The following is a 22,308-nucleotide window of genomic DNA, read 5'->3' as shown; positions in this document are numbered from 1 at the left end:
CGACCTGCTCAACGACGGCTATTTTAAAGGATAGAGGATAATCGCGTTGGGTGCGTTTGAACTCAGTCATCATCACGTTCTCCGGATTTAAGTCTGGAACGTGTCAACGCTATTCAGGACGGGTCAAGGAATACAAAAAAGCCGATGACATCTCATCGGCTTTTTTCAACCATGATCCGTTCGATCAGCTGGCTTTGCGCTCATGCGCCTGGCGGTAAGCCACCAGATCTTCAATCGTGACTACCGCCATATTATGCTGGCCTGCAAACGCGATACACTCCGGCGCGCGCGCCATCGTCCCATCGTCGTTAGTCAACTCGCACAGTACACCTGCAGGTTTAAAACCGGCCAGCGTCATCAGATCGATGGTCGCCTCCGTATGACCGCCGCGCGTCAGCACGCCGCCCGCCTGAGCGCGCAGTGGGAAAACGTGCCCCGGACGGTTAAGATCGGACGGTTTTGCGCCATCCTTAATTGCCGCACGCACCGTAGTGACACGGTCAGCGGCGGAAACGCCGGTGGTCACGCCTTCTGCGGCTTCAATGGTCACGGTAAAACCGGTGCCGTAGGCGCTGGTGTTGTTTTCCACCATCATTGGCAAGTCGAGCTGCTTACGACGGTCTTCAGTAATGCACAGGCAAACAATACCGCTACCGTGACGAATGGTTAACGCCATCTGTTCTACGGTCATCGTCTCTGCGGGGAAAATCATATCGCCTTCGTTTTCACGATCTTCATCATCAAGCACCATCACACCGCGTCCTTCACGCAGCGCATCCAGTGCAAGTTCAACACGTTCAAAAGGCGTACCAAAAGAGGAAAGTAGCGTCTGATTCATGGTAAAAAAACCTCATTAACATTATGGTTACCAGAATCAGGGCAGTCTTAGGAGTGCCGACAAGCGGCAAAAAAATAACGTGAGCGGGTCCATGCCCGACTGGATCGTTACCCTCTCCCATCCGGACTTTAACCGTCGGCCCCGGAATTACACCGGATCTGCTGACCTTTTCGCTATGGCAAAAAGCGCTCGCGGGCTTTCAACCTGCTCTCCGCGTTCCGTCACGGCTCGCCGTGATGAGAAATGCGTTAAACATCGCTGATTTACCGCCGGTGGGGAATTTCGCCCCGCCCTGAGAATAAGCGGGTTAACTATAACGCTATTGATTACCTTCATCAACGCCTTTACTCCGTATGACGTCACACAATTCTGGTTTATGGCGTCCACATATCGCACTACAATAAGAGCTAACACTTACCAGTTCAGGGAAACCACAATGATTGACCCGAAAAAAATTGAGCAAATCGCACGCCAGGTTCATGAGTCAATGCCGAAAGGTATTCGCGAGTTCGGGGAAGATATCGAGAAAAAAATCCGTCAAACGCTGCAATCTCAGCTGACGCGTCTCGATCTGGTGAGCCGCGAAGAGTTTGATGTCCAGACTCAGGTCTTGCTGCGCACCCGGGAAAAACTGGCGCTGCTGGAGCAACGCCTCAGCGAACTGGAAGCTCGCGACAAGCCTGAAGAAGTAAAACCTGCGCCCGCCATCCCGCCAGTCGATCCACAAGAGTAAAAACGTGAACGGGCCTGACGGCCCGCTCATATAAGATCTGAATAATGCCCTGCACCTGTAAAGGGAGCCTGCATTAGTGTTCTAATTCTAACCTTTTCGCCTGAGTCGCCTGCTGGCAGTAAAGCGCGTAACGCTTGCAAAACCAGTCGCGGTGCTCCTCGTCCATATTGCCGGTTACCGCCTGGATATCAACAGGACGCCCCTCCGCCTGCATTCTGGCAAAACTGCGCGCCAGAAAATCGAAATTATTTAATGAATAGACGTTATTGTTGTTCATCAGCATACCCTCCAGTTATTGAATTCTGTTAAGGCTATATGCTTTTTCTGATTTCAGTATTTCCCTATATGTACGGCGGTTTTATACATAACGTGCGCAAATTTAATGCGCAAAATCACAATATTCACCAAAGATAGCGACGGATAAATCGCTTTTCGGACTTAAGGAGATATGGGTCACATGATATTGTAACGCAATGAAATAACAAGCTTGAAAATTATCACGCGAACCCCCTTCTGAAGGCGGCGACAAGGATAGAAAATATGACCTTATTTGCGGAGTATAACAGCCCCTATCTGTTTGCCATCGCGTTCGTTTTCTTTATCGGCGTGCTGGAGATGATTTCTCTGATTTTTGGCCACTTTCTTTCAGGCACGCTCGACGCCCATCTCGATCATTATGACGCCCTGTCATCTGGCCCTGCGGGCCAGGCGCTTCATTATCTGAATATTGGACGCGTTCCCGCACTGGTCGTCCTCTGTCTATTGGTCGGTTATTTCGGCCTCTTCGGTATCCTCATCCAGCATGGCGGGATCATGCTCTGGCAAGCGCCGCTCAGCAATCTGCTGCTGGTCCCGTTGAGCATTGTCCTGTCGGTCTTTGCCGTGCATTACAGCGGAAAAATCCTCGCGCCCTGGCTACCCAGAGATGAAAGCTCCGCCCTCAGGGAAGAGGAATTTATCGGCGGCATGGCGATTATTACCGGCCACGCCGCCGTCGCCGGTACACCTTGCGAAGGAAAATTTACCGATAAGTTCGGCCAGATTCACTATTTACTGCTGGAACCCGAAAAGGGAAAAGAATTTAAAAAAGGAGACAAGGTGCTGATTGTCTGCCGACTTTCCGCAACGCGTTATTTGGCTGAGCGTACCTTCTATGTCTAATTGAGAGGAACTTACATAATGGATGATGTTTTTGGCATATTGCCATCATGGATGTTTACCGCCATCGTTGCGGTTATCGTCTTACTAATTATCGGGATCATTTTTGCTCGCCTTTATCGCCGCGCATCTGCGGAACAGGCGTTTGTCCGTACCGGGCTTGGCGGGCAAAAAGTGGTGATGAGCGGCGGCGCTATTGTGATGCCAATCTTTCACGAAATTATTCCGATCAATATGAATACCCTAAAACTTGAGGTCAGCCGTGCTACCGTCGACAGCCTGATCACCAAAGATCGTATGCGCGTTGACGTGGTCGTTGCTTTCTTCGTGCGTGTAAAACCCTCTGTTGAAGGTATTGCCACCGCCGCACAAACGCTTGGCCAGCGAACGCTGTCGCCGGAAGATCTGCGTATGCTGGTTGAGGATAAATTCGTTGACGCCTTACGCGCTACCGCAGCCCAGATGACGATGCATGAGCTACAGGACACGCGTGAAAACTTCGTTCAGGGCGTACAAAACACCGTTGCGGAAGATTTGTCGAAAAACGGCCTGGAGCTGGAAAGCGTCTCATTAACCAACTTTAACCAAACGTCCAAAGAGCATTTCAATCCAAACAACGCCTTTGATGCCGAAGGGCTGACGAAACTGACGCAGGAAACCGAACGCCGCCGTCGTGAACGTAATGAAGTGGAACAGGATGTGGAAGTAGCGGTGCGCGAAAAGAACCGCGACGCGCTTGAGCGCAAGCTGGAAATCGAGCAGCAAGAAGCCTTTATGACTCTGGAGCAGGAGCAACAGGTTAAAACCCGCACCGCCGAACAAAACGCCAAAATTGCCGCTTTTGAGGCCGAGCGCCATCGTGAAGCAGAACAGACGCGCATTCTTGCTGAGCGGCAGATCCAGGAGACGGAGATCGAACGTGAGCAAGCAGTACGGTCCAGGAAAGTTGAGGCCGAGCGTGAAGTACGTATTAAAGAGATCGAACAGCAACAGGTGACAGAAATCGCCAACCAGACGAAATCTATCGCCATTGCCGCCAAATCCGAGCAGCAATCGCAAGCGGAAGCGCGCGCCAACGACGCGCTGGCCGATGCGGTTCGCGCCCAGCAAAACGTAGAAACCACCCGCCAGACCGCCGAAGCGGATCGCGCCAAGCAGGTCGCTCTGATCGCCGCGGCGCAGGATGCGGAAACCAAAGCGGTCGAACTGACCGTTCGGGCAAAAGCAGAGAAAGAAGCGGCAGAATTGCAAGCCGCCGCCATCATCGAACTGGCGGAAGCAACGCGTAAAAAAGGTCTGGCGGAAGCCGAAGCGCAACGGGCGCTGAATGACGCTATCAACGTACTATCTGACGAACAAACCAGCCTCAAATTTAAACTAGCGCTCTTACAATCGTTGCCTGCTGTTATTGAGAAGTCTGTTGAACCGATGAGATCCATCGACGGCATTAAGATTATTCAGGTCGATGGCCTCAATCGCGGCGCGACGGCGGGCGACGTCGCCGCTGGCGGCGCTAACGGGGGAAACCTGGCGGAACAAGCCTTATCTGCCGCGCTCACCTATCGTACCCAGGCGCCGCTGATCGATTCGCTGTTAAACGAGATTGGCATCGCTGGCGGCTCGCTAAAGGCGCTGACCACGCCGTTGGTTTCATCGGCAACGGATGAGATTAATCGCGAAGCAACGATAAAAGAGCAATAACCCCCCGCCATATCTCCTGTCCCTGGTCATAAGACCGGGGATTTTTTTATCTTTTTTCCACCTTGTCTGTACAAAGCGTTATGACCAGCAGGCCATTTTGCGTGGGCGATCCAGTAACGCAAAATCGGCGGGAGAAAGCCCTTGCGCCAGACAGGCCACTCACCAACAATCGCGATGTCAGCAAGGGGCTGAAACGGGAAAGCCCCTCCCGAGGAAGGGGCTTTAATAAGGAAAGGGTTATGATGCAACAGGTCATCATACTGATTGTTCTGTTACTGATAAGTTTCGCAGCTTACTAACAGCCAATCAGAGGGGGGAGAGATCCCCTCTCACCCTTATTCCTTTACTTTAGGTCGAAAAAAAAGCAGCGTCAACCGCGAGATACGCGTCGAAACAAAATGTCCGACGCGCCTTCAAAATCAGCGCCCGCCGCGTCTGTAACGCCTGATGTCGCGGTTTTACTTCTCGCTCTCGGTCTGGATCTTTTTGATGATATTGGTCGTGGAACAACCATCTTCGAAGTTCAGCACCATGACTTCGCCGCCGTTGGCCCAGACCTCTTCGCTGCCCGCGATCTCTTCCGGCTTATAGTCGCCGCCTTTTACCAGCAGATCCGGCAGAATACCGGCAATCAGTCGTTGCGGCGTATCCTCTTCAAAAGAGACAACCCAGTCGACCGACTCCAGCGCGCCCAGCACAATCATACGCTGTTCGAGCGGATTAACCGGACGGCTGTCGCCTTTCAGACGTTTAGTCGAGGCGTCACTATTGACCGCAACAATCAGGCGGTCGCCCAGTTTGCGCGCGTTCGCCAGATAAGAGACGTGGCCCGCGTGCAGAATATCGAAAACGCCGTTGGTCATGACCACTTTCTCGCCACGCTTACGCGCGCTGGCGACGGCCTGTCTCAACTCCTCTTCGGTCATGACGCCGAAGCCGGTATCCGCGCGTCCGCGCACTGCGTTTTCCAGCTCAATAGGGGAAACCGTCGACGTCCCGAGTTTACCTACCACTACGCCCGCCGCCGCATTGGCGAAATAACACGCCTCCTCCAGGGTATTTCCCGCCGCCAGCGTCGCCGCCAGCACGCCGATCACCGTATCGCCCGCACCGGTAACATCATAAACTTCCTGCGCCTGCGTCGGCATATGTAGCGGCGCTTTATTCGGTTGCAGCAGCGTCATTCCCTGTTCGGAACGCGTGACCAACAGCGCGGAAAGATCGTAATCGGCAATGAGTTTCATGCCGCGTTCAACCAGTTCGTCTTCGCTTTTACATTTCCCCGCGACCGCCTCGAATTCAGAAAGGTTTGGCGTCAGCAGCGTGGCGCCGCGGTAACGTTCAAAATCCGTTCCTTTCGGATCGATGAGCACCGGCACGCCCGCCTGGCGCGCCAGGGAAATCATAGTCTGCACGCTGGTCAGAGCGCCTTTGGCATAATCGGACAATACCAGCGCGCCGATCGATCCCAGCGCCTGGTTGATACGCTCATGCAACGGCTGCGGGTCCACGCCCTCAAAGCCTTCTTCAAAATCAAGACGAATGAGCTGCTGATTACGTGATAGTACGCGCAGTTTGGTAATCGTCGGATGCGTCGGCACAGAAACGAAGTCGCACTTCACATTGACCTCCGCCAACGTTTTGCTCAGCGCGCGCGCGGCGTCATCAATACCCGTCAGGCCGACCAGACGGGCGTTCGCTCCCAGAGACGCAATGTTCATCGCCACGTTCGCCGCGCCGCCCGGACGTTCCTCAACGGTATTTACCTTAACCACGGGCACCGGCGCTTCCGGTGAAATACGGCAAGTGGGGCCATACCAATAGCGATCCAGCATTACATCACCCACAACCATGACGCCTGCACGTTCAAACGCTGGCAGATTTACTTTCATTCCTGTCTCCTGAGAGATTCAAAATTTGCGCGCGATAATAGCATAATTCAAACGGCTACCAGCCACTTCCGCCAGCTTGCCTGCACCAGCGCGCGCTCTTTGCTAAAACACGTCTGCGCCACATGACCGGGAAGCTCCTGCAACGCCAGGTGGTGCAGTTCATCACGCAGTGTGGTGTAGGCTACCGTCAGCGCCTGCGCTTCGTGTTCATCCATAATGCCGTTTTGCGCCAGAAGCTCCAGGATGCGCACGTTATCAGACCAGCGCGTTAATTTAGGTTTTTCATGAGCGTAGCGCAGTACCAGATATTGCGCGATAAACTCAATATCCGTAATACCGCCTTCATCAGCTTTAATATCAAAACGATCGCGATGCTTATTGCCGAGATGCGCCCGCATTTTCTCGCGCATTTCACGCACTTCAGTCTGCAATGTCTTGCCGTCGCGCGCCGTCGTCATGATAGTGCGGCGTACCGCATCAAACTGTGAGGTAAGTTGTGGGTCGCCATATACCACGCGAGCGCGTACCAACGCCTGATGTTCCCAGGTCCAGGCTTCATGCTGCTGATAATCGGCAAACGCGTCCGCTGAAGTCACCAGCATTCCCGCCGCGCCAGAGGGGCGTAGACGCGCATCCACCTCATACAAAATGCCGGAGGAGGTGCGCGTACTGAACAGATGCATAATGCGCTGCGCCAGGCGCAGATAAAACTGCCGCCCGTCGATTTCACGTTCGCCGTTGGTCATGACGTCCATCGGACAGTCATGCAGGAAGATGAGATCCAGATCGGAACTGTAGCCCAGCTCCCATCCGCCCAACTTGCCATAACCGACAACCGCAAACCCCCGCCCCTGGCGCTCGTCCAGATGCGCTGGCTGACCATAACGCGCAACCATTTGCGTCCACGCCTGCTGCACCACAGCATCAATCATCGCCTCCGCCAGCCATGTGAGGTGATCGCTCACTTTCATCACCGGCAGCGTACCGGCAATATCCGCCGCCGCAATCCGCAAAAGCTGTGCCTGTTTAAACTGGCGTAATGCCTCCAGTTGTTGTTCTTCGTCTTCTTCCGGCACGCGCAGTAAATATTGACGTAATTCGTCGCGGTAAGCGTCGGTAGCCGTCGGCTGATAAAGCGTGCCGGGGTCGAGCAGTTCATCAAGCAACAACGGATAACGCGCCAATTGGCTCGCTATCATTGGCGAAGCGGCGCAGAGCATAATCAGGTGTTTCAGCGCGCCGGGAAATTCGCTCAGCAGCTCCAGATAGGTGGTGCGAGTGACAATCCCCGCCAGCAACGGCGTTATCCGCGATAGCGTAACAGCGGCGTCTTCGCGGGAACAAACGTCAGCAAGCAGGTGCGGCATCAGTTGGTCCAGCACTTGCCGCCCGCGCGGGCCGATAGGGCGTTTATCCAGTTCCTTACGGAAGTCAGCGATGAGGGTCAGAACTTGTCGCCGATCCTCATCGGCTAAATGCGCCAGCACTGGCGTCGAATCATCCTCCTGTAGCGCATCCTGCCATACTTCACGCCACGGCTCTGAACGTTCTTCCTCCTGCGGGGTATCGGCTTCATCATCGCCAATTAATTCGTTGAATACGCGGCGTACATTAGCCATATGATCCGTCAGTTCGCCAACAAGCTGCGGCCAATTCTCCGCCTTCATTCCCCAGGCCAGCCGCGCCCGATTCAGATCGTCGGCAGGCAGCGTTTGCGTCTGTTCGTCATTGATGCTTTGCAGCAGATTCTCCAGACGACGTAGAAAAAGATAGGCCACGCGCAGTTGCGCCACGTCATTCTCAGGCAGCAAATGCAGCGCAGCGATAGCATCCAACGTCGGCAGTAACGAACGCGACTGTAGCGACGGCTCGCGTCCGCCGCGGATCAGCTGGAATACCTGCACGATAAACTCAATTTCACGAATACCGCCCGCGCCAAGTTTAATGTTGTCTTTCAAACCGCGGCGTCGCACTTCGCGGGCGATCATCCCTTTCATATTGCGTAGCGACTGGATGACGCTGAAATCGATATAGCGGCGGAAAACGAAAGGCCGCAGCATGGCGCGTAATTCACGAGACCAGGCGTCGTCGTTATCGCCCATTAGCCGCGCTTTCACCATGGCGTAGCGTTCCCAGTCGCGTCCTTGTTCCTGATAGTAATCCTCCAGCGCGGCAAAACTCAGTACCAGCGGGCCGCTGTCGCCAAACGGTCGCAGGCGCATGTCCACCCGATAGACAAAACCATCCATTGTGGGCTGATCCAGCGCTTTGATCAGCCGCTGCCCGAGACGCGTAAAAAACTGGGCGTTATCGAGTTCACGGCGTCCGCCCCGGGTCTCGCCATGTTCCGGCCAGGCGAAAATCAGATCGATATCAGACGAAAAATTCAGTTCGCCGCCGCCCAGCTTGCCCATGCCTAAAATCAACAGCGGCTGCGGAACGCCCTGCGGGTTACAGGGGGTTCCCCATTCGCGGCAACAGGCGGCATACAGCCAGTCGCGCGCCCCCACAATGAGCGTCTCCGCCAGATGGCTCAACTGTTGTAAAATAGTCTCATCGTCCACCAGCGACAGCGTCTGCGCCCAGGCGATGCGTACCATGATGCGACGACGAAAAAGCCTCAGTTCATGCATCAGCGAGGCGTCGTCACAGACACCTGCCAACGCCTCCTGTAACCAGCCAGCATAATGTCGCCATTCATCAGCCTGCGGCGATGCGGATTCCAGTTCGGCAAGCCACTCCGGATGCGCTATCACGCTATCCAGCGCAAAATCGCTAAATGTAAGTACTGACTTCGCCTGCGCGCTAAGCGATGTCTCAGTAAATCCTTCTGGTAGGCGCTCAACAACGGTCTGCCAGTACTGCGATAAGGGTGAAGAGAGCGGCGTCATTTAGGGGATATCCTTTAAATAATGCCGGATGGCGGCGTTTCGCCTGATCCGGCCTACAAGTCCGCATACCGTAAGCCTGATAAGCGCAGCGTCATCAGGCGCTTTCTACGGTTCTGATTATCGTTTTCCGCTGTGCAACCAGAACGGCTGTTGGTTAATGGCCTCATTACGGAAATGTTCAATTTCAATACGTTGCCCGGTAATAATGGCGTGACGCAATCCCTGCCAGTTCTCCAGCCATGCCTGCGCGACTATCGCATCATAATACCCGGCCAGCAGTAAAACGCTGTCGATATCGCGAGTCAAACGCGGCAACTGGTCGCGATACTTATCACCCAGCGGTTGTCCAAAAACCTTCTTTAATTCAGCAGCATGACGAGAAAGATGAATGTCGGCGAAACGCTTAAAAGAATCGGCCATTTTGGCCTGCGCCTTCGCGTCCAGAAATGGCTGCCAGGCTTTCGTCACCAGCCATTCCGTCAATGCCAGTTTCGCCATCGCCGTTTGCGTACTATAAACGGCTGTGACGGCGGACACCGCGGATGTCATCGTCGCTTCCGCCTGGGTAAGTAGATCACGTAAGTGAGCGCTCGCTTTACGTGGAACAATGCCCCCAAAGAGCATTAAGGCATGGCGCACTAACCCCATAGCATCCAGCACGTGTTCTTTCGCCGACTCGTCGCCGCGCAGCCAGAGCTCTTCATGGTACTGCCACTGTGACAACGCCAGATCCAGCGAGGCCTCCAGCCCTTGCCCTACCGTGGCTTTCGCGGCAGTCCGCAGAATTGCCGTTGGTGTATTCTCTCGCGGCGCATTCCCCTGCGCCAGGTGATAACCTCGCGCCGCCTTACTCAGACTGCCCTGACGCAAACCGGTTTGCGACAGCAGTTGCTTCGCCAGTTTTAACACGGCGCGCGTATCGCCGCGAAGCAACTCAAGCTCCAGCTCACAAATCGGTTCGGCAAACTCGCCCGCTTTTACGTCGCCGAGATCGAGCGCAATTTCAATCCTGCTGCCGTCAACGTCCAGACACCATTTTTCCCGGTAAAAATCGGTACTGAACAGCGGCTGTACGCTTGATGCCAGGCCGGCGGGCAGGTTGCCATCCGGCCAGACCTCCGCCGGAAGTTGCGTCAGATCCAGCACGGGTTCGCTTAGCGCGACATTGTATTCGGGTCGCTGGTGCAGCCCGCCCGTTACCCGGCCGGCAATTTTCATGGTCATTTCATAGCGCCCATTTTCACCACGAATACGTAGCCCCATATCATGGCGGCGTAGCCAGTTATCAGGCGTTTCGAAGTAGATATTCAGCAACTGGCTGGGCGCATGATGCTCACCGCCGAGCGTATGAAGATGATTTCGCAGCGCATCTACGGCGTCGTGATTGACGATAAACTTTAATTCGATTTCCTGAGCCATGGCCTTGTACTTATGGGTTATGTCACATCTGGGAAGATTCTTGGCGAACTTACCCGCATTATTTTTGTCAGTAGATAGTATTTTGCGCCAAATTGCCATGCAACGAGCAATTTGACGGGCGTAAAAGTTTGACGTAGCGGCAAAGGCGACACAGATGATTCCGATTGATGTCGACTGCTTTGCGTAGCGACACTGATGCCGTTACTATCGTTCCACTTTCTCTGACAATAACGACAGCCTGATGCCAAAATTACGCCTGATTGGACTAACTTTACTTGCGCTTAGCGCCACCGCCGTCTCTCATGCTGAAGAGACGCGTTACGTTTCTGATGAACTGAATACCTGGGTCCGCAGCGGTCCGGGAGATAATTATCGCCTTGTGGGTACCGTCAACGCCGGCGAGGAAGTCACGCTCTTACAGAGCGATGCCAACTATGGTCAAATCAAAGACAGTTCTGGTCGTACTGCCTGGATACCGTTAAAAGAACTGAATACCACGCCAAGCCTGCGTACCCGCGTGCCGGATCTGGAAAATCAGGTCAAAACGTTGACCGATAAACTCAACAATATTGATACCGCGTGGAATCAGCGCACCGCCGATATGCAGCAGAAAGTGGCGCAAAGCGACAGCGTCATCAACGGGCTAAAAGAAGAGAACCAGAAGCTGAAAAACGAGCTGATTGTCGCGCAGAAAAAAGTTAGCGCCGCGAATCTGCAGCTGGATGACAAACAGCGCACCATTATTATGCAGTGGTTTATGTATGGCGGCGGCGTATTGGGTATTGGCTTGCTGTTAGGGCTGGTGCTGCCGCATATGATCCCAAGCCGTAAACGCAAAGACCGCTGGATGAACTAAATCGCCTTCTCTGCGGCACTGTCTTATCATTAGAGGATGATCGTTTTTAAAAGGAAAGTGGCGTGAAGATTTATCTGGTCGGTGGTGCGGTTCGGGATGCGTTGTTAGGGCTACCGGTTAAAGATAAAGATTGGGTCGTTGTCGGCGCCACGCCGCAGGAGATGCTTGATGCGGGCTACCAGCAGGTAGGCCGTGATTTTCCTGTGTTTCTCCATCCGCAAACTCACGAAGAATACGCGCTGGCGCGTACCGAGCGTAAATCCGGTTCCGGCTACACGGGCTTCACCTGTTATGCCGCGCCGGACGTTACCCTGGAAGCCGATCTCCAGCGTCGCGATCTGACCATTAATGCTCTGGCGCGCGACGATGACGGCCAGATTATCGACCCTTACCACGGGCGCCGGGATCTGGAGGCGCGTCTACTGCGCCATGTCTCTCCCGCGTTTGGCGAAGATCCCTTGCGCGTATTGCGCGTGGCGCGTTTTGCCGCCCGTTACGCTCATCTGAGTTTCCGTATCGCCGATGAAACACTGTCGCTAATGCGCGACATGACCGCGGCAGGCGAGCTGGAACATCTGACGCCGGAACGGGTATGGAAAGAGACGGAAAATGCGCTTACCACCCGCAATCCGCAGGTTTACTTCCAGGTATTGCGCGACTGCGGCGCCCTGCGCGTCCTGTTTCCGGAAATCGACGCCCTGTTTGGCGTACCCGCGCCGGCAAAGTGGCATCCGGAAATTGATACCGGAGTTCATACGCTGATGACGCTGTCGATGGCCGCTATGCTCAGTCCGCAGCTTGATGTCCGTTTCGCCACGCTTTGTCATGATCTGGGCAAAGGCTTAACGCCGAAAAACCTCTGGCCGCGCCATCATGGCCACGGCCCGGCGGGCGTGAAACTGGTCGAACAGTTATGCCAGCGTTTGCGCGTCCCCAATGACCTGCGTGATTTAGCTAAACTGGTCGCCGAATACCACGATCTGATCCACACCTTTCCGATACTCCAGCCGAAAACGATCGTTAAGCTGTTTGACGCCATTGATGCATGGCGTAAACCGCAGCGCGTCGAGCAGATTGCGCTGACCAGCGAAGCCGATGTCCGTGGACGTACCGGATTTGAAGCGTCGGATTACCCGCAGGGGCGCTGGCTGCGCGAAGCCTGGCAGGTGGCCCAAGCGGTATCGACGAAAGAGGTGGTGGAGGCCGGATTTAAGGGCATTGAGATTCGCGAGGAGCTGACGAAGCGACGAATCGCAGCGGTCGCCAACTGGAAAGAGAAACGCTGCCCGAACCCCGCCAGTTAAACGCCATCCAGCACACTAAATTGCCTGATGGCGCTGCGCTTATCAGACCGACAAAACAGTTAGGCCGGACAAGGCGGTACGCCGCCATCCGGCAGGTCAATCATCAGAAGAAGACAACGTAAACGGCAGCCGCCACCACAAAGCGGTAAATCGCAAACGGAATAAACGAGATACGCTTAATCAGTTGCAGGAAGGTCTTGATGGCGATCAGCGCCACCACAAACGCCGTCACAAAGCCCACCGCGAACATCGGAATATCCGCTGCGGTCAGGAATGACCAACTTTTGTAGAGATCCAGAACCGTTGCGCCCATCATCATCGGCACAGCCAGTAAGAACGAGAACTCAGAGGCGGCGTAACGGCTGACGCCCATCAGCATCCCACCGGAAATGGTCGCTCCGGAACGCGAGAAGCCCGGCCACAGCGCCAGACACTGGAAACAGCCAATCATAAACGCCTGACGATACGTCATATCATCCAGCCCCGGCGCGCGCGGTTCTTTCGGCTTCAGGCACTCGGCGGCAATCAGCAACAGACCGCCTACCACCAGCGCGTACATCACGTTAATCGGGTTAAATAGCGACTTGATCGTGTCATGAAAGACTAACCCCAGCACCACCGCCGGAATCATGCCCAGCAGGATGTGAATCAACGTTAATCGACCTTTACTTTCACCTTCACGCTGTAGCGGGCGGCCAAAGTGAATACCGATGAGACCAAACAACCGCCGCCAGAACATCACCACGACCGCCAGAATAGATCCAAGTTGAATCACCACTTCGAATGTCTTGGCCGTATCGCCTTCAAACCCCAGCAGATGACCCACAATAATCATATGGCCCGTGCTGGATACCGGCAAAAACTCCGTCAATCCTTCGACCACACCCAAAATTGCCGCTATCAGCAGCGAGTGCATATCGCTCATCAATAAACCCCTAAAATGAAAAACACTGCAAAAATGGATCTCGCGTTAAGACCCCATATATAACCGTTTGGTTTAAAAAATATAAAATTATTTATTTTTATTTCAGATTATTGCCACGCTCAATAATTACCCCTACGTTCGCCGCGCGCGCGACGGCGCCAGGCTTGCTCAGTTTGATGCGAACCCACGGAGAATTAAATCGGCTAAGCAGCAGATCCGCCACCTCTTCCGCCACGCGCTCGACCAGAGCAAAACGCCCGCCTTCGACATGATTTATCACCGTGTCGGCGATATCCGCGTAACTTAGACAATCTGCGACATCATCGCTTTTCGCCGACTTACGGTTATCCCACGCCATTTCGATATCGAACACCAGTTTTTGCTCGATAGTCTGTTCCCAGTCGTAAACACCGATAGTGGTGATTACCGAAAGTTGCTCTATAAATACAATATCCATCACGACCTGCCTGCTTTTTGGCTAACCCGGATACCACTTCCGGCGAAATGTGCGTATTATCCACAGAAATAGTAAATAAAACGACACTTTCAATACGGAACAGCTTATGAGTGCAATCGCGCCTGGAATGATCCTCTTCGCGTACCTCTGCGGCTCAATTTCCAGTGCCATTCTGGTTTGCCGCATCGCCGGGCTGCCCGATCCGCGTGAAAGCGGCTCCGGCAACCCGGGCGCGACGAACGTATTACGAATCGGTGGCAAGGGAGCGGCTGTCGCGGTACTTATTTTTGACATCCTTAAAGGCATGTTGCCCGTCTGGGGCGCGTATGCGTTAGGCGTTACCCCTTTCTGGCTCGGGCTTATCGCTATCGCCGCCTGTCTGGGGCATATCTGGCCGGTCTTTTTTGGCTTTAAAGGCGGGAAAGGCGTAGCAACCGCGTTTGGCGCCATTGCGCCCATCGGCTGGGATTTAACCGGCGTCATGGCAGGCACCTGGCTGTTGACGGTCCTGTTAAGCGGTTATTCATCGTTAGGGGCGATTGTCAGCGCCTTGATTGCGCCGTTTTACGTCTGGTGGTTTAAACCGCAGTTCACTTTCCCGGTGTCGATGCTGTCATGTCTCATTTTGCTGCGCCATCATGACAACATCCAGCGTCTGTGGCGTCGCCAGGAGACGAAAATCTGGACGAAGCTGAAAAAGAAACGCCAGAAAGATTCGGAGTAGTTTTTTACGCTATGCCGTGCCTGCGCATCGCCGGATAAATAGCTCGGTGATAGGCGTACATATCGAATCCGCCGCGCGTCACTCTTCCACCATTGGCGTGGTTAGGCGCGATTTTCGGCCTGATTTTCCTGGTGCTGCTGATCGTCACCGGGCTGTTGTGGATGCCCGTCGTTTTTCTGTAAACCCGTTGGGGCGGCATGATGTCGCCCCCTTTTTCCGCTTTTACGCCGCCGGCAGCTCGGCCAGCGGCCAGCGCGGACGTACCGTTACGCCAAGATCCGCCGTAACGCCCGCCTTAAACCGCACCATTCCGGCATAGGCGATCATCGCCCCGTTGTCAGTACAAAACTCCGGACGCGCATAGAACACTTCGCCGCGGCGTTTTTGCATCATTTCGGCAAGCTTCGCGCGCAGCGTGCGGTTAGCGCTGACGCCGCCCGCCATGACCAGACGCTTAAAACCGGTGCTTTCCAGCGCGCGCTTGCACTTGATCATCAGCGTATCCACGACCGCATCTTCAAAAGCGCGCGCGATATCAGCGCGAGTTTGTTCGTCGTCGCCATTACTACGAATGGTGTTAGCGGCAAAGGTTTTCAGACCGGAAAAACTAAAATCCAGCCCCGGGCGATCGGTCATCGGGCGCGGAAAGACAAAGCGTCCCGCCGTCCCCTGCGACGCCATTTTCGACAGCATCGGGCCGCCAGGATAATCCAGCCCCAACAATTTGGCGGTTTTATCAAACGCTTCACCAGCGGCATCATCAATCGACTCTCCCAGCAGTTCGTACTGACCGATTCCGGTCACGCTAATGAGCTGCGTATGTCCGCCGGAGACCAGTAGCGCCACAAACGGGAAATCCGGAGGGTTATCTTCCAGCATCGGCGCCAGCAGATGACCTTCCATATGGTGTACAGAAATGGCCGGCACAGTCCAGGCAAATGCCAGCGAACGCCCGACGGTTGCGCCGACCAGCAGCGCGCCGACCAGGCCCGGGCCTGCGGTATAGGCCACCGCGTCGATATCGCTCGCCGTCAGACCGGCTTCTTTTAATGCCGCCTGAATCAGCGGCACGGTTTTACGCACATGATCGCGGGAAGCCAGTTCAGGCACTACGCCGCCGTAGTCAGCATGTAATTTCACCTGACTATACAATTGGTTGGCTAACAGACCTTTTTTGTCGTCGTAAATAGCGATGCCGGTTTCATCGCAGGATGTTTCAATACCCAGTACACGCATGACTTGTTTTACCTCGCTCTAATACCGCGCAGTGTAGGTCGAATGCGGGTGGATGTATACCCTCAGTCCCGACTTCGTGTATACTCCCTCACCTTATAAAAGTCCCTTTCAAAAAAGGCCGCGGTGCTTTACAAAGCAGCAGCAATTGCAGTAAAATTCCGCACCATTTTGAAATAAGCTGGCGTTGATGCCAGCGGCAAACCGAATTAATCAAAGGTGAGAGGCACATGCCGGTAATTAAAGTACGTGAAAACGAGCCGTTCGACGTAGCTCTGCGTCGCTTCAAGCGTTCCTGCGAAAAAGCAGGTGTTCTGGCGGAAGTTCGTCGTCGTGAGTTCTATGAAAAACCGACGACCGAACGTAAGCGCGCTAAAGCTTCTGCAGTGAAACGTCACGCGAAGAAACTGGCTCGCGAAAACGCACGCCGTACTCGTCTGTACTAATCTTTTGAGAGCGGGCTGCTCTCAATTCAGATCGAGTTGTAGTTGTAAGGCCGTGCTTCCGAAAGGAATGCGCGGCTTGTTTTCGTTTATGCATTAGCATATACACAAAATCATTCATGCTGCGTCCAGGCGGCAAGAGAGCAAGTCCCCGGCGCTTACGCAAGTCAGCGACAGGGGTGAGCGAACGTAGCCAACACTACGGCAGCCTGAAGAATGACGTGTATAAAAGGGGCATATGGCTGGACGAATCCCACGCGTATTCATTAATGACCTGCTGGCGAGAACCGATATCGTCGATCTGATCGACGTGCGCGTAAAACTCAAGAAACAGGGCAAGAACTATCACGCGTGTTGTCCATTCCATAATGAGAAAACCCCTTCTTTCACCGTAAACGGTGAAAAACAGTTTTATCACTGCTTTGGATGCGGCGCGCATGGCAATGCGATCGACTTTTTGATGAATTACGACAAGCTCGAATTTGTCGAAACCGTCGAAGAATTAGCGGCCATGCATAACCTGGAAATTCCCTATGAAGCAGGCACCGGGCTTAGCCAGATAGAGCGCCATCAACGGCAAAACCTCTATCAGTTGATGAATGGTCTGAATGACTTTTATCAACAGTCGCTTACCCATCCTGCGGCAAAACCTGCGCGTGACTATCTGCAAAAGCGCGGTCTGAGCGCTGAAATTATTCAGCGTTTCGCCATTGGCTTCGCGCCGCCTGGTTGGGATAACGCGTTAAAGCGCTTCGGTAATAACAGCGATAACAAGGCATTGTTGCTGGATGCCGGAATGCTGGTCAATAACGAGCAGGGCAGCACTTACGATCGTTTCCGTAATCGGGTCATGTTCCCTATTCGGGACAAACGCGGCAGGGTGATTGGTTTTGGCGGTCGAGTTCTGGGGAACGACACGCCGAAATACCTTAACTCTCCGGAAACGGACATTTTCCATAAAGGCCGCCAGCTATATGGTCTTTATGAGGCTCAGCAATATAGTGCTGAACCGCAACGCTTGCTTGTGGTCGAAGGTTATATGGATGTCGTCGCACTAGCGCAATACGACATTAACTATGCGGTTGCTTCGCTGGGTACCTCAACCACGGCAGACCATATGCATATGTTATTCCGGGCGACGAACAACGTAATTTGCTGTTACGACGGCGACCGGGCTGGCCGTGATGCCGCCTGGAGAGCGCTGGAAACAGCAATGCCTTATATGACCGATGGTCGGCAGGTACGCTTTATGTTTTTACCTGACGGCGAAGACCCGGATACGCTGGTGCGTAAAGAAGGCAAGGCGGCTTTCGAAGCGCGGATGGAGCAGGCGCAGCCGCTCTCTACGTTTCTGTTTAATAGCCTCCTGCCGCAGGTGGATTTAAGCTCGCCGGATGGCAGCACGCAGTTAGCCGCACTGGCGCTGCCGCTCATTAATCAGGTGCCTGGCGACGCGCACCGTATTCAGCTGCGCCAGACGTTGGGGCTGAAGTTAGGCATTTTCGATGATAGTCAGCTTGATCGTTTAGTGCCAAAACAGGCGGAAAGCGGCGTTTCCCGCCCGGCTCCGCAGCTAAAACGCACGACCATGCGTATACTGATAGGATTACTGGTGCAAAATCCGGATCTCGCGCCGTTAGTGCCGCCCTTAGACGCGCTGGATCAGAATAAGCTGCCTGGACTTGGCTTATTTAAAGAATTGGTCAAAACTTGTTTGACTCAGCCAGGTCTTACTACCGGACAACTTCTGGAACTCTACCGTGGCACAAATGATGCTGCGACCCTTGAAAAATTATCGATGTGGGACGATATAGCAGATAAGGCGATTGCCGAAAAGACCTTTACCGACTCACTCAACCATATGTTTGATTCGCTGCTGCAACTGCGACAAGAAGAGCTGATCGCTCGCGATCGCACTCACGGTTTAAGCAGCGAAGAACGCCGAGAGCTCTGGACGTTAAACCAGGAGCTGGCCAGAAAATGAATTTAACGGCTTAAATGCCGCATATCGATCGGGAAGCCCCCGACAGCCGCAGTGAGAGGCAGCGGCCAAAATATAAGTATGCCCTCGCTTTAAATGTCGACAGCTATACCGTCGACACCAATCAAACGAATAAGTGTGGATACCGTCTTATGGAGCAAAACCCGCAGTCACAGCTGAAACTTCTTGTCACCCGTGGTAAGGAGCAAGGCTATCTGACCTATGCTGAGGTCAATGACCATCTGCCGGAAGATATCGTCGATTCAGATCAAATTGAAGATATCATCCAAATGATCAACGACATGGGTATTCAGGTAATGGAAGAAGCGCCTGATGCCGATGATCTGCTGCTGGCTGAAAATACCACCAGCACCGATGAAGATGCGGAAGAAGCTGCTGCACAAGTTCTGTCCAGTGTTGAGTCTGAAATCGGTCGTACGACTGACCCGGTACGCATGTATATGCGTGAAATGGGCACTGTTGAACTGTTGACCCGGGAAGGCGAAATCGACATCGCTAAACGTATCGAAGACGGGATCAACCAGGTTCAATGCTCCGTTGCCGAATACCCGGAAGCCATTACCTATCTGCTGGAACAGTACGATCGCGTTGAGGCTGAAGAGGCTCGTTTGTCCGATCTTATCACCGGCTTTGTCGATCCGAACGCGGAAGAAGAGATGGCGCCGACCGCAACTCACGTCGGTTCTGAACTCTCCCAGGAAGACCTGGATGATGACGAAGACGAAGATGAAGAAGACGGCGACGATGACGCCGCCGATGACGACAACAGCATTGACCCTGAACTGGCACGCGAAAAATTCGCTGAGCTGCGCGCGCAATACGTCGTTACGCGCGACACCATCAAAGCGAAAGGCCGCAGCCATGCTGCCGCGCAGGAAGAGATTCTGAAGCTGTCTGAAGTGTTCAAACAGTTCCGTCTGGTACCGAAGCAATTCGACTATCTGGTCAACAGTATGCGCGTGATGATGGATCGCGTGCGTACCCAGGAACGTCTGATCATGAAGCTCTGCGTCGAGCAGTGCAAAATGCCGAAGAAGAACTTTATCACGCTGTTTACCGGTAACGAAACCAGCGAAACCTGGTTCAATGCCGCTATCGCGATGAACAAACCGTGGTCGGAAAAACTGCACGATGTCGCGGAAGAAGTGCAACGCTGCCTGCAAAAACTGCGGCAGATTGAAGAAGAGACCGGTCTGACCATCGAACAGGTGAAAGACATCAACCGTCGCATGTCCATCGGGGAAGCGAAAGCCCGCCGTGCGAAGAAAGAGATGGTTGAAGCGAACTTACGTCTGGTTATTTCTATCGCTAAGAAATACACCAACCGTGGCTTGCAGTTCCTTGACCTGATTCAGGAAGGCAACATCGGTCTGATGAAAGCGGTAGATAAGTTTGAATACCGCCGCGGCTACAAGTTCTCCACCTACGCTACCTGGTGGATCCGTCAGGCGATCACCCGCTCTATCGCGGATCAGGCGCGCACCATCCGTATTCCGGTGCATATGATTGAGACCATCAACAAGCTCAACCGTATTTCTCGCCAGATGCTGCAAGAGATGGGCCGCGAGCCGACGCCGGAAGAGCTGGCTGAACGGATGCTGATGCCGGAAGATAAGATCCGCAAAGTGCTGAAAATCGCCAAAGAGCCTATCTCCATGGAAACGCCGATCGGCGACGATGAAGATTCGCATCTGGGTGATTTCATCGAGGATACCACCCTCGAGCTGCCGCTGGACTCTGCCACTACCGAGAGCCTGCGCGCCGCCACTCACGACGTTTTGGCTGGCCTGACCGCTCGTGAAGCGAAAGTGCTGCGTATGCGTTTCGGTATCGATATGAACACCGACCACACGCTGGAAGAAGTGGGTAAACAGTTCGATGTTACCCGCGAACGTATCCGTCAGATCGAAGCGAAGGCGCTGCGTAAACTGCGCCACCCGAGCCGTTCTGAAGTGCTGCGCAGCTTCCTCGACGATTAATTGTAAATATGTGCATAAGCCCTCCATCGTGAGGGCTTTTTTATTAAGGAAATCTGGCAATGCAGCAAGGATACTATTCTCTCCCCGCCCTTCTTTCCGCTCTCGATGCCGGGAAAAAAGTGAAATATCTGTGGTTCTGGGGTCATCAACCTGCCGCGAATAACGAAATTACCGCCTCTTGCTTTAGTCAGTGGTGGCAGGGTTCACCTTTTACCTATGATGGTATAACTTACGCCACCGCAGAACACTGGATGATGGCAGGAAAAGCGCGGCTGTTTAACGACAGTAAAACACTTGCCAGAATTCTGGCAGCGGCAACCCCGGCTGAAGCAAAAAAGCTGGGGCGACAGGTGACAAACTTTGATGAACAACGCTGGCAAGACTGCTGCTTTGAGCTGGTCAGTGAGGGGAATTATCACAAATTTAGCCAACATTCGGCATTAAAAACATTCTTGCTAAATACGCAGCCTCGCATTCTGGTTGAAGCCAGTCCGGTGGATAAAATCTGGGGAATTGGCCTTGCAAAAGATCATCCCCATGCCGGTGTGCCATCTCACTGGAAGGGGAAAAATCTGCTGGGATTTGCGCTTATGGTAGTCAGAGACCGTTTGGCGGAAGAATAAATCCGTATCTGTGAGGAGCGGTGCTTTGCCCACTCATAACTTCGTTACACTGTACTTCACAAGCCCCGCATCACCAGCGCCTGGTCCAGCTCGTGATATGCTTCCACCAGCTTCTCAAGTGAAACGCGACTCAAACCACTCGGATTTGGCAACACCCAAATTTGCGTCGCGCCAATGGTGTGCGTTTGTTTTCCCCACTGTGTGCCGCGCTGGCTGAATCCCTGTTCAAAAGCCTGTTTACCAAGCACCGCCAGCGCTGCGGGCTGGTAGTCCTCTATTTTTTCAATCAGGTTGCGTCCGCCGCTACGTAATTCATGCAACTTCACCTCAGTCGCTTGTACCGTCGGTCGATCGACGAGTTTCGTTACCCCGCAGCGAAAATCCAGTAATTTTTCCGCCTCTTCCGGTTTCAACTGTCGATCGGTAAAACCGGCCAAATGAATAACTTTCCAAAAACGATTCGCGGGATGCGCAAACGGAAAGCCGGTATTCGCCGAGGAGAGTCCCGGATTGATGCCGCAAAAAACCACCCGTAGCCCTGGCGCCAGTATGTCCTTAACCATTATTACTCCTGAGCAATACAACGTACTTTAAGTATAACGGGTTGAAAACACATTGTTTATAAAAACAGCACCCGCACGGTTACGGCTGGATTACAGCGTAAAGTTACATTATAATCCACCGCCACGGCCCCTTAGCTCAGTGGTTAGAGCAGGCGACTCATAATCGCTTGGTCGCTGGTTCAAGTCCAGCAGGGGCCACCAAATTTTAGCTTTAAAATCATATAATTAAGCCACTCTAGCGAGTGGCTTTTTTATTTAATAGAACCTAATTGGCAGCAAAATGGCAGCAGAATTTTTACTGCCTCCAATAAAAAACCCGCCGAGGCGGGTTTCTTGTTAGAAATTCATGTGGCCTTGACCACTGTTTAATGGGTGTGGCGGAGCGTGATCGATTAGTCCAGGGGTGACAATAAAGCGCACCACCGTTTCATGTGTGACAAAGGTGGTGCCACAATTAATATTCTGGCACTGGCAGTAACGCTCCTTAGTGTTATCAGATACCCGAAAGCTGCTACGAGTATGCGCCGCATGTCCACATTTTGGACAATTCATCATATCCGTTTCCCC

At 53.5% G+C, this 22,308-nt stretch carries 21 protein-coding genes, 1 tRNA gene and 1 riboswitch; of the genes, 12 read left to right on the top strand and 10 right to left on the bottom strand.

Annotation, left to right across the window (positions count from 1 at the left end; translation table 11 throughout):
- Nucleotides 1-184: 184 nt before the first annotated feature.
- Nucleotides 185-838 carry a 3,4-dihydroxy-2-butanone-4-phosphate synthase gene (gene ribB / locus J4614_RS19535; RefSeq protein WP_001076978.1) on the bottom strand — a complete coding sequence of 218 codons (654 nt, stop codon included), beginning with the start codon at nt 836-838 and terminating at the stop codon, nt 185-187.
- 105 nt (nt 839-943) lie between these two features.
- Nucleotides 944-1,142: riboswitch (FMN riboswitch) on the bottom strand.
- A gap of 132 nt (nt 1,143-1,274) precedes the next feature.
- On the opposite strand from ribB, the gene ubiK reads away from it, so the two are divergent.
- Entirely contained in the window at nt 1,275-1,571 is a 297-nt protein-coding gene (ubiK, locus tag J4614_RS19530) for a ubiquinone biosynthesis accessory factor UbiK (protein ID WP_000566824.1), read from the top strand.
- Between the two features lie 73 nt (nt 1,572-1,644).
- Here the strand turns inward: ubiK and glgS are convergent, their stop codons facing one another.
- Entirely contained in the window at nt 1,645-1,854 is a 210-nt protein-coding gene (glgS, locus tag J4614_RS19525; protein WP_000928927.1) for a cell surface composition regulator GlgS, read from the bottom strand.
- A 257-nt stretch (nt 1,855-2,111) separates the two neighbouring features.
- Here glgS and J4614_RS19520 point away from each other — a divergent pair, with 257 nt between their 5' ends.
- The 3 genes from J4614_RS19520 to J4614_RS19510 all read left to right on the top strand — a co-directional run bounded on the left by J4614_RS19520 (nt 2,112) and on the right by J4614_RS19510 (nt 4,729).
- A complete protein-coding gene (locus J4614_RS19520; protein WP_061377842.1) occupies nt 2,112-2,732 on the top strand; it encodes an OB-fold-containig protein in 621 nt (206 codons plus the stop codon).
- Between the two features lie 18 nt (nt 2,733-2,750).
- Nucleotides 2,751-4,430, top strand: coding sequence for a flotillin family protein (locus J4614_RS19515; protein ID WP_000342883.1), 1,680 nt, complete (start codon nt 2,751-2,753; stop codon nt 4,428-4,430).
- Nucleotides 4,431-4,669: 239 nt separating this feature from the next.
- Nucleotides 4,670-4,729 carry a type I toxin-antitoxin system Ibs family toxin gene (locus J4614_RS19510; protein ID WP_111754053.1) on the top strand — a complete coding sequence of 20 codons (60 nt, stop codon included), beginning with the start codon at nt 4,670-4,672 and terminating at the stop codon, nt 4,727-4,729.
- A gap of 159 nt (nt 4,730-4,888) precedes the next feature.
- Here J4614_RS19510 and hldE read toward each other — a convergent pair whose 3' ends face one another.
- The 3 genes from hldE to J4614_RS19495 form a co-directional block, all read right to left on the bottom strand.
- Complete coding sequence (hldE, locus tag J4614_RS19505; protein WP_000867680.1) at nt 4,889-6,322, bottom strand: bifunctional D-glycero-beta-D-manno-heptose-7-phosphate kinase/D-glycero-beta-D-manno-heptose 1-phosphate adenylyltransferase HldE; 1,434 nt, start codon at nt 6,320-6,322, stop codon at nt 4,889-4,891.
- Between the two features lie 47 nt (nt 6,323-6,369).
- Nucleotides 6,370-9,213, bottom strand: a complete 2,844-nt coding sequence (glnE, locus tag J4614_RS19500) for a bifunctional [glutamate--ammonia ligase]-adenylyl-L-tyrosine phosphorylase/[glutamate--ammonia-ligase] adenylyltransferase (protein ID WP_061377846.1) — start codon at nt 9,211-9,213, stop codon at nt 6,370-6,372.
- A 117-nt stretch (nt 9,214-9,330) separates the two neighbouring features.
- Nucleotides 9,331-10,632 carry an inorganic triphosphatase gene (locus tag J4614_RS19495; RefSeq protein WP_208293295.1) on the bottom strand — a complete coding sequence of 434 codons (1,302 nt, stop codon included), beginning with the start codon at nt 10,630-10,632 and terminating at the stop codon, nt 9,331-9,333.
- 241 nt (nt 10,633-10,873) lie between these two features.
- On the opposite strand from J4614_RS19495, the gene J4614_RS19490 reads away from it, so the two are divergent.
- Both J4614_RS19490 and J4614_RS19485 read left to right on the top strand, forming a co-directional pair.
- On the top strand, nt 10,874-11,488 hold the full coding sequence (locus J4614_RS19490; protein WP_208293294.1) for a TIGR04211 family SH3 domain-containing protein: 615 nt from the start codon (nt 10,874-10,876) through the stop codon (nt 11,486-11,488).
- Between the two features lie 62 nt (nt 11,489-11,550).
- On the top strand, nt 11,551-12,792 hold the full coding sequence (locus tag J4614_RS19485; RefSeq protein WP_000708456.1) for a multifunctional CCA addition/repair protein: 1,242 nt from the start codon (nt 11,551-11,553) through the stop codon (nt 12,790-12,792).
- Between the two features lie 103 nt (nt 12,793-12,895).
- Here J4614_RS19485 and bacA read toward each other — a convergent pair whose 3' ends face one another.
- The gene (gene bacA, locus J4614_RS19480) at nt 12,896-13,717 is read right to left on the bottom strand and encodes an undecaprenyl-diphosphate phosphatase (protein ID WP_001281933.1); all 822 of its coding nucleotides are present in this window, start codon (nt 13,715-13,717) and stop codon (nt 12,896-12,898) included.
- Nucleotides 13,718-13,814: 97 nt separating this feature from the next.
- Complete coding sequence (gene folB, locus J4614_RS19475) at nt 13,815-14,174, bottom strand: bifunctional dihydroneopterin aldolase/7,8-dihydroneopterin epimerase (RefSeq protein WP_000355776.1); 360 nt, start codon at nt 14,172-14,174, stop codon at nt 13,815-13,817.
- A gap of 106 nt (nt 14,175-14,280) precedes the next feature.
- Here folB and plsY point away from each other — a divergent pair, with 106 nt between their 5' ends.
- On the top strand, nt 14,281-14,898 hold the full coding sequence (gene plsY, locus J4614_RS19470) for a glycerol-3-phosphate 1-O-acyltransferase PlsY (RefSeq protein WP_001272785.1): 618 nt from the start codon (nt 14,281-14,283) through the stop codon (nt 14,896-14,898).
- Nucleotides 14,899-15,120: 222 nt separating this feature from the next.
- On the opposite strand, the gene tsaD is transcribed toward plsY, so the two are convergent.
- Complete coding sequence (gene tsaD, locus J4614_RS19460; RefSeq protein WP_138020081.1) at nt 15,121-16,134, bottom strand: tRNA (adenosine(37)-N6)-threonylcarbamoyltransferase complex transferase subunit TsaD; 1,014 nt, start codon at nt 16,132-16,134, stop codon at nt 15,121-15,123.
- A 227-nt stretch (nt 16,135-16,361) separates the two neighbouring features.
- Between tsaD and rpsU the strand changes: the two genes are divergently transcribed.
- The 4 genes from rpsU (at nt 16,362) to J4614_RS19440 (ending at nt 21,178) form a co-directional block, all read left to right on the top strand.
- Nucleotides 16,362-16,577, top strand: coding sequence for a 30S ribosomal protein S21 (rpsU, locus tag J4614_RS19455; RefSeq protein ID WP_001144069.1), 216 nt, complete (start codon nt 16,362-16,364; stop codon nt 16,575-16,577).
- Between the two features lie 235 nt (nt 16,578-16,812).
- On the top strand, nt 16,813-18,558 hold the full coding sequence (dnaG, locus tag J4614_RS19450) for a DNA primase (protein ID WP_138020080.1): 1,746 nt from the start codon (nt 16,813-16,815) through the stop codon (nt 18,556-18,558).
- A 14-nt stretch (nt 18,559-18,572) separates the two neighbouring features.
- A complete protein-coding gene (gene rpoD, locus J4614_RS19445; protein WP_001120159.1) occupies nt 18,573-20,555 on the top strand; it encodes an RNA polymerase sigma factor RpoD in 1,983 nt (660 codons plus the stop codon).
- A gap of 59 nt (nt 20,556-20,614) precedes the next feature.
- Nucleotides 20,615-21,178, top strand: a complete 564-nt coding sequence (locus J4614_RS19440) for an NADAR family protein (protein WP_001183951.1) — start codon at nt 20,615-20,617, stop codon at nt 21,176-21,178.
- A 56-nt stretch (nt 21,179-21,234) separates the two neighbouring features.
- Here the strand turns inward: J4614_RS19440 and mug are convergent, their stop codons facing one another.
- On the bottom strand, nt 21,235-21,741 hold the full coding sequence (gene mug / locus J4614_RS19435) for a G/U mismatch-specific DNA glycosylase (RefSeq protein ID WP_000237780.1): 507 nt from the start codon (nt 21,739-21,741) through the stop codon (nt 21,235-21,237).
- 125 nt (nt 21,742-21,866) lie between these two features.
- On the opposite strand from mug, the gene J4614_RS19430 reads away from it, so the two are divergent.
- Nucleotides 21,867-21,942, top strand: a tRNA-Ile gene (locus J4614_RS19430).
- Between the two features lie 135 nt (nt 21,943-22,077).
- On the opposite strand, the gene J4614_RS19425 is transcribed toward J4614_RS19430, so the two are convergent.
- Nucleotides 22,078-22,296 (bottom strand): ogr/Delta-like zinc finger family protein, encoded by a 219-nt coding sequence (locus J4614_RS19425; RefSeq protein WP_058215518.1) that lies wholly within the window; start codon nt 22,294-22,296, stop codon nt 22,078-22,080.
- Nucleotides 22,297-22,308: the final 12 nt, after the last annotated feature.

The sequence above is a fragment of the Salmonella sp. 32031103-2018-00083-FB-01-SM-01 genome (assembly GCF_017571995.1).
In the GTDB taxonomy this organism is placed as follows: Bacteria; Pseudomonadota; Gammaproteobacteria; order Enterobacterales; family Enterobacteriaceae; genus Salmonella; species Salmonella enterica.
This window is presented reverse-complemented; position numbering and strand designations above follow the sequence as displayed.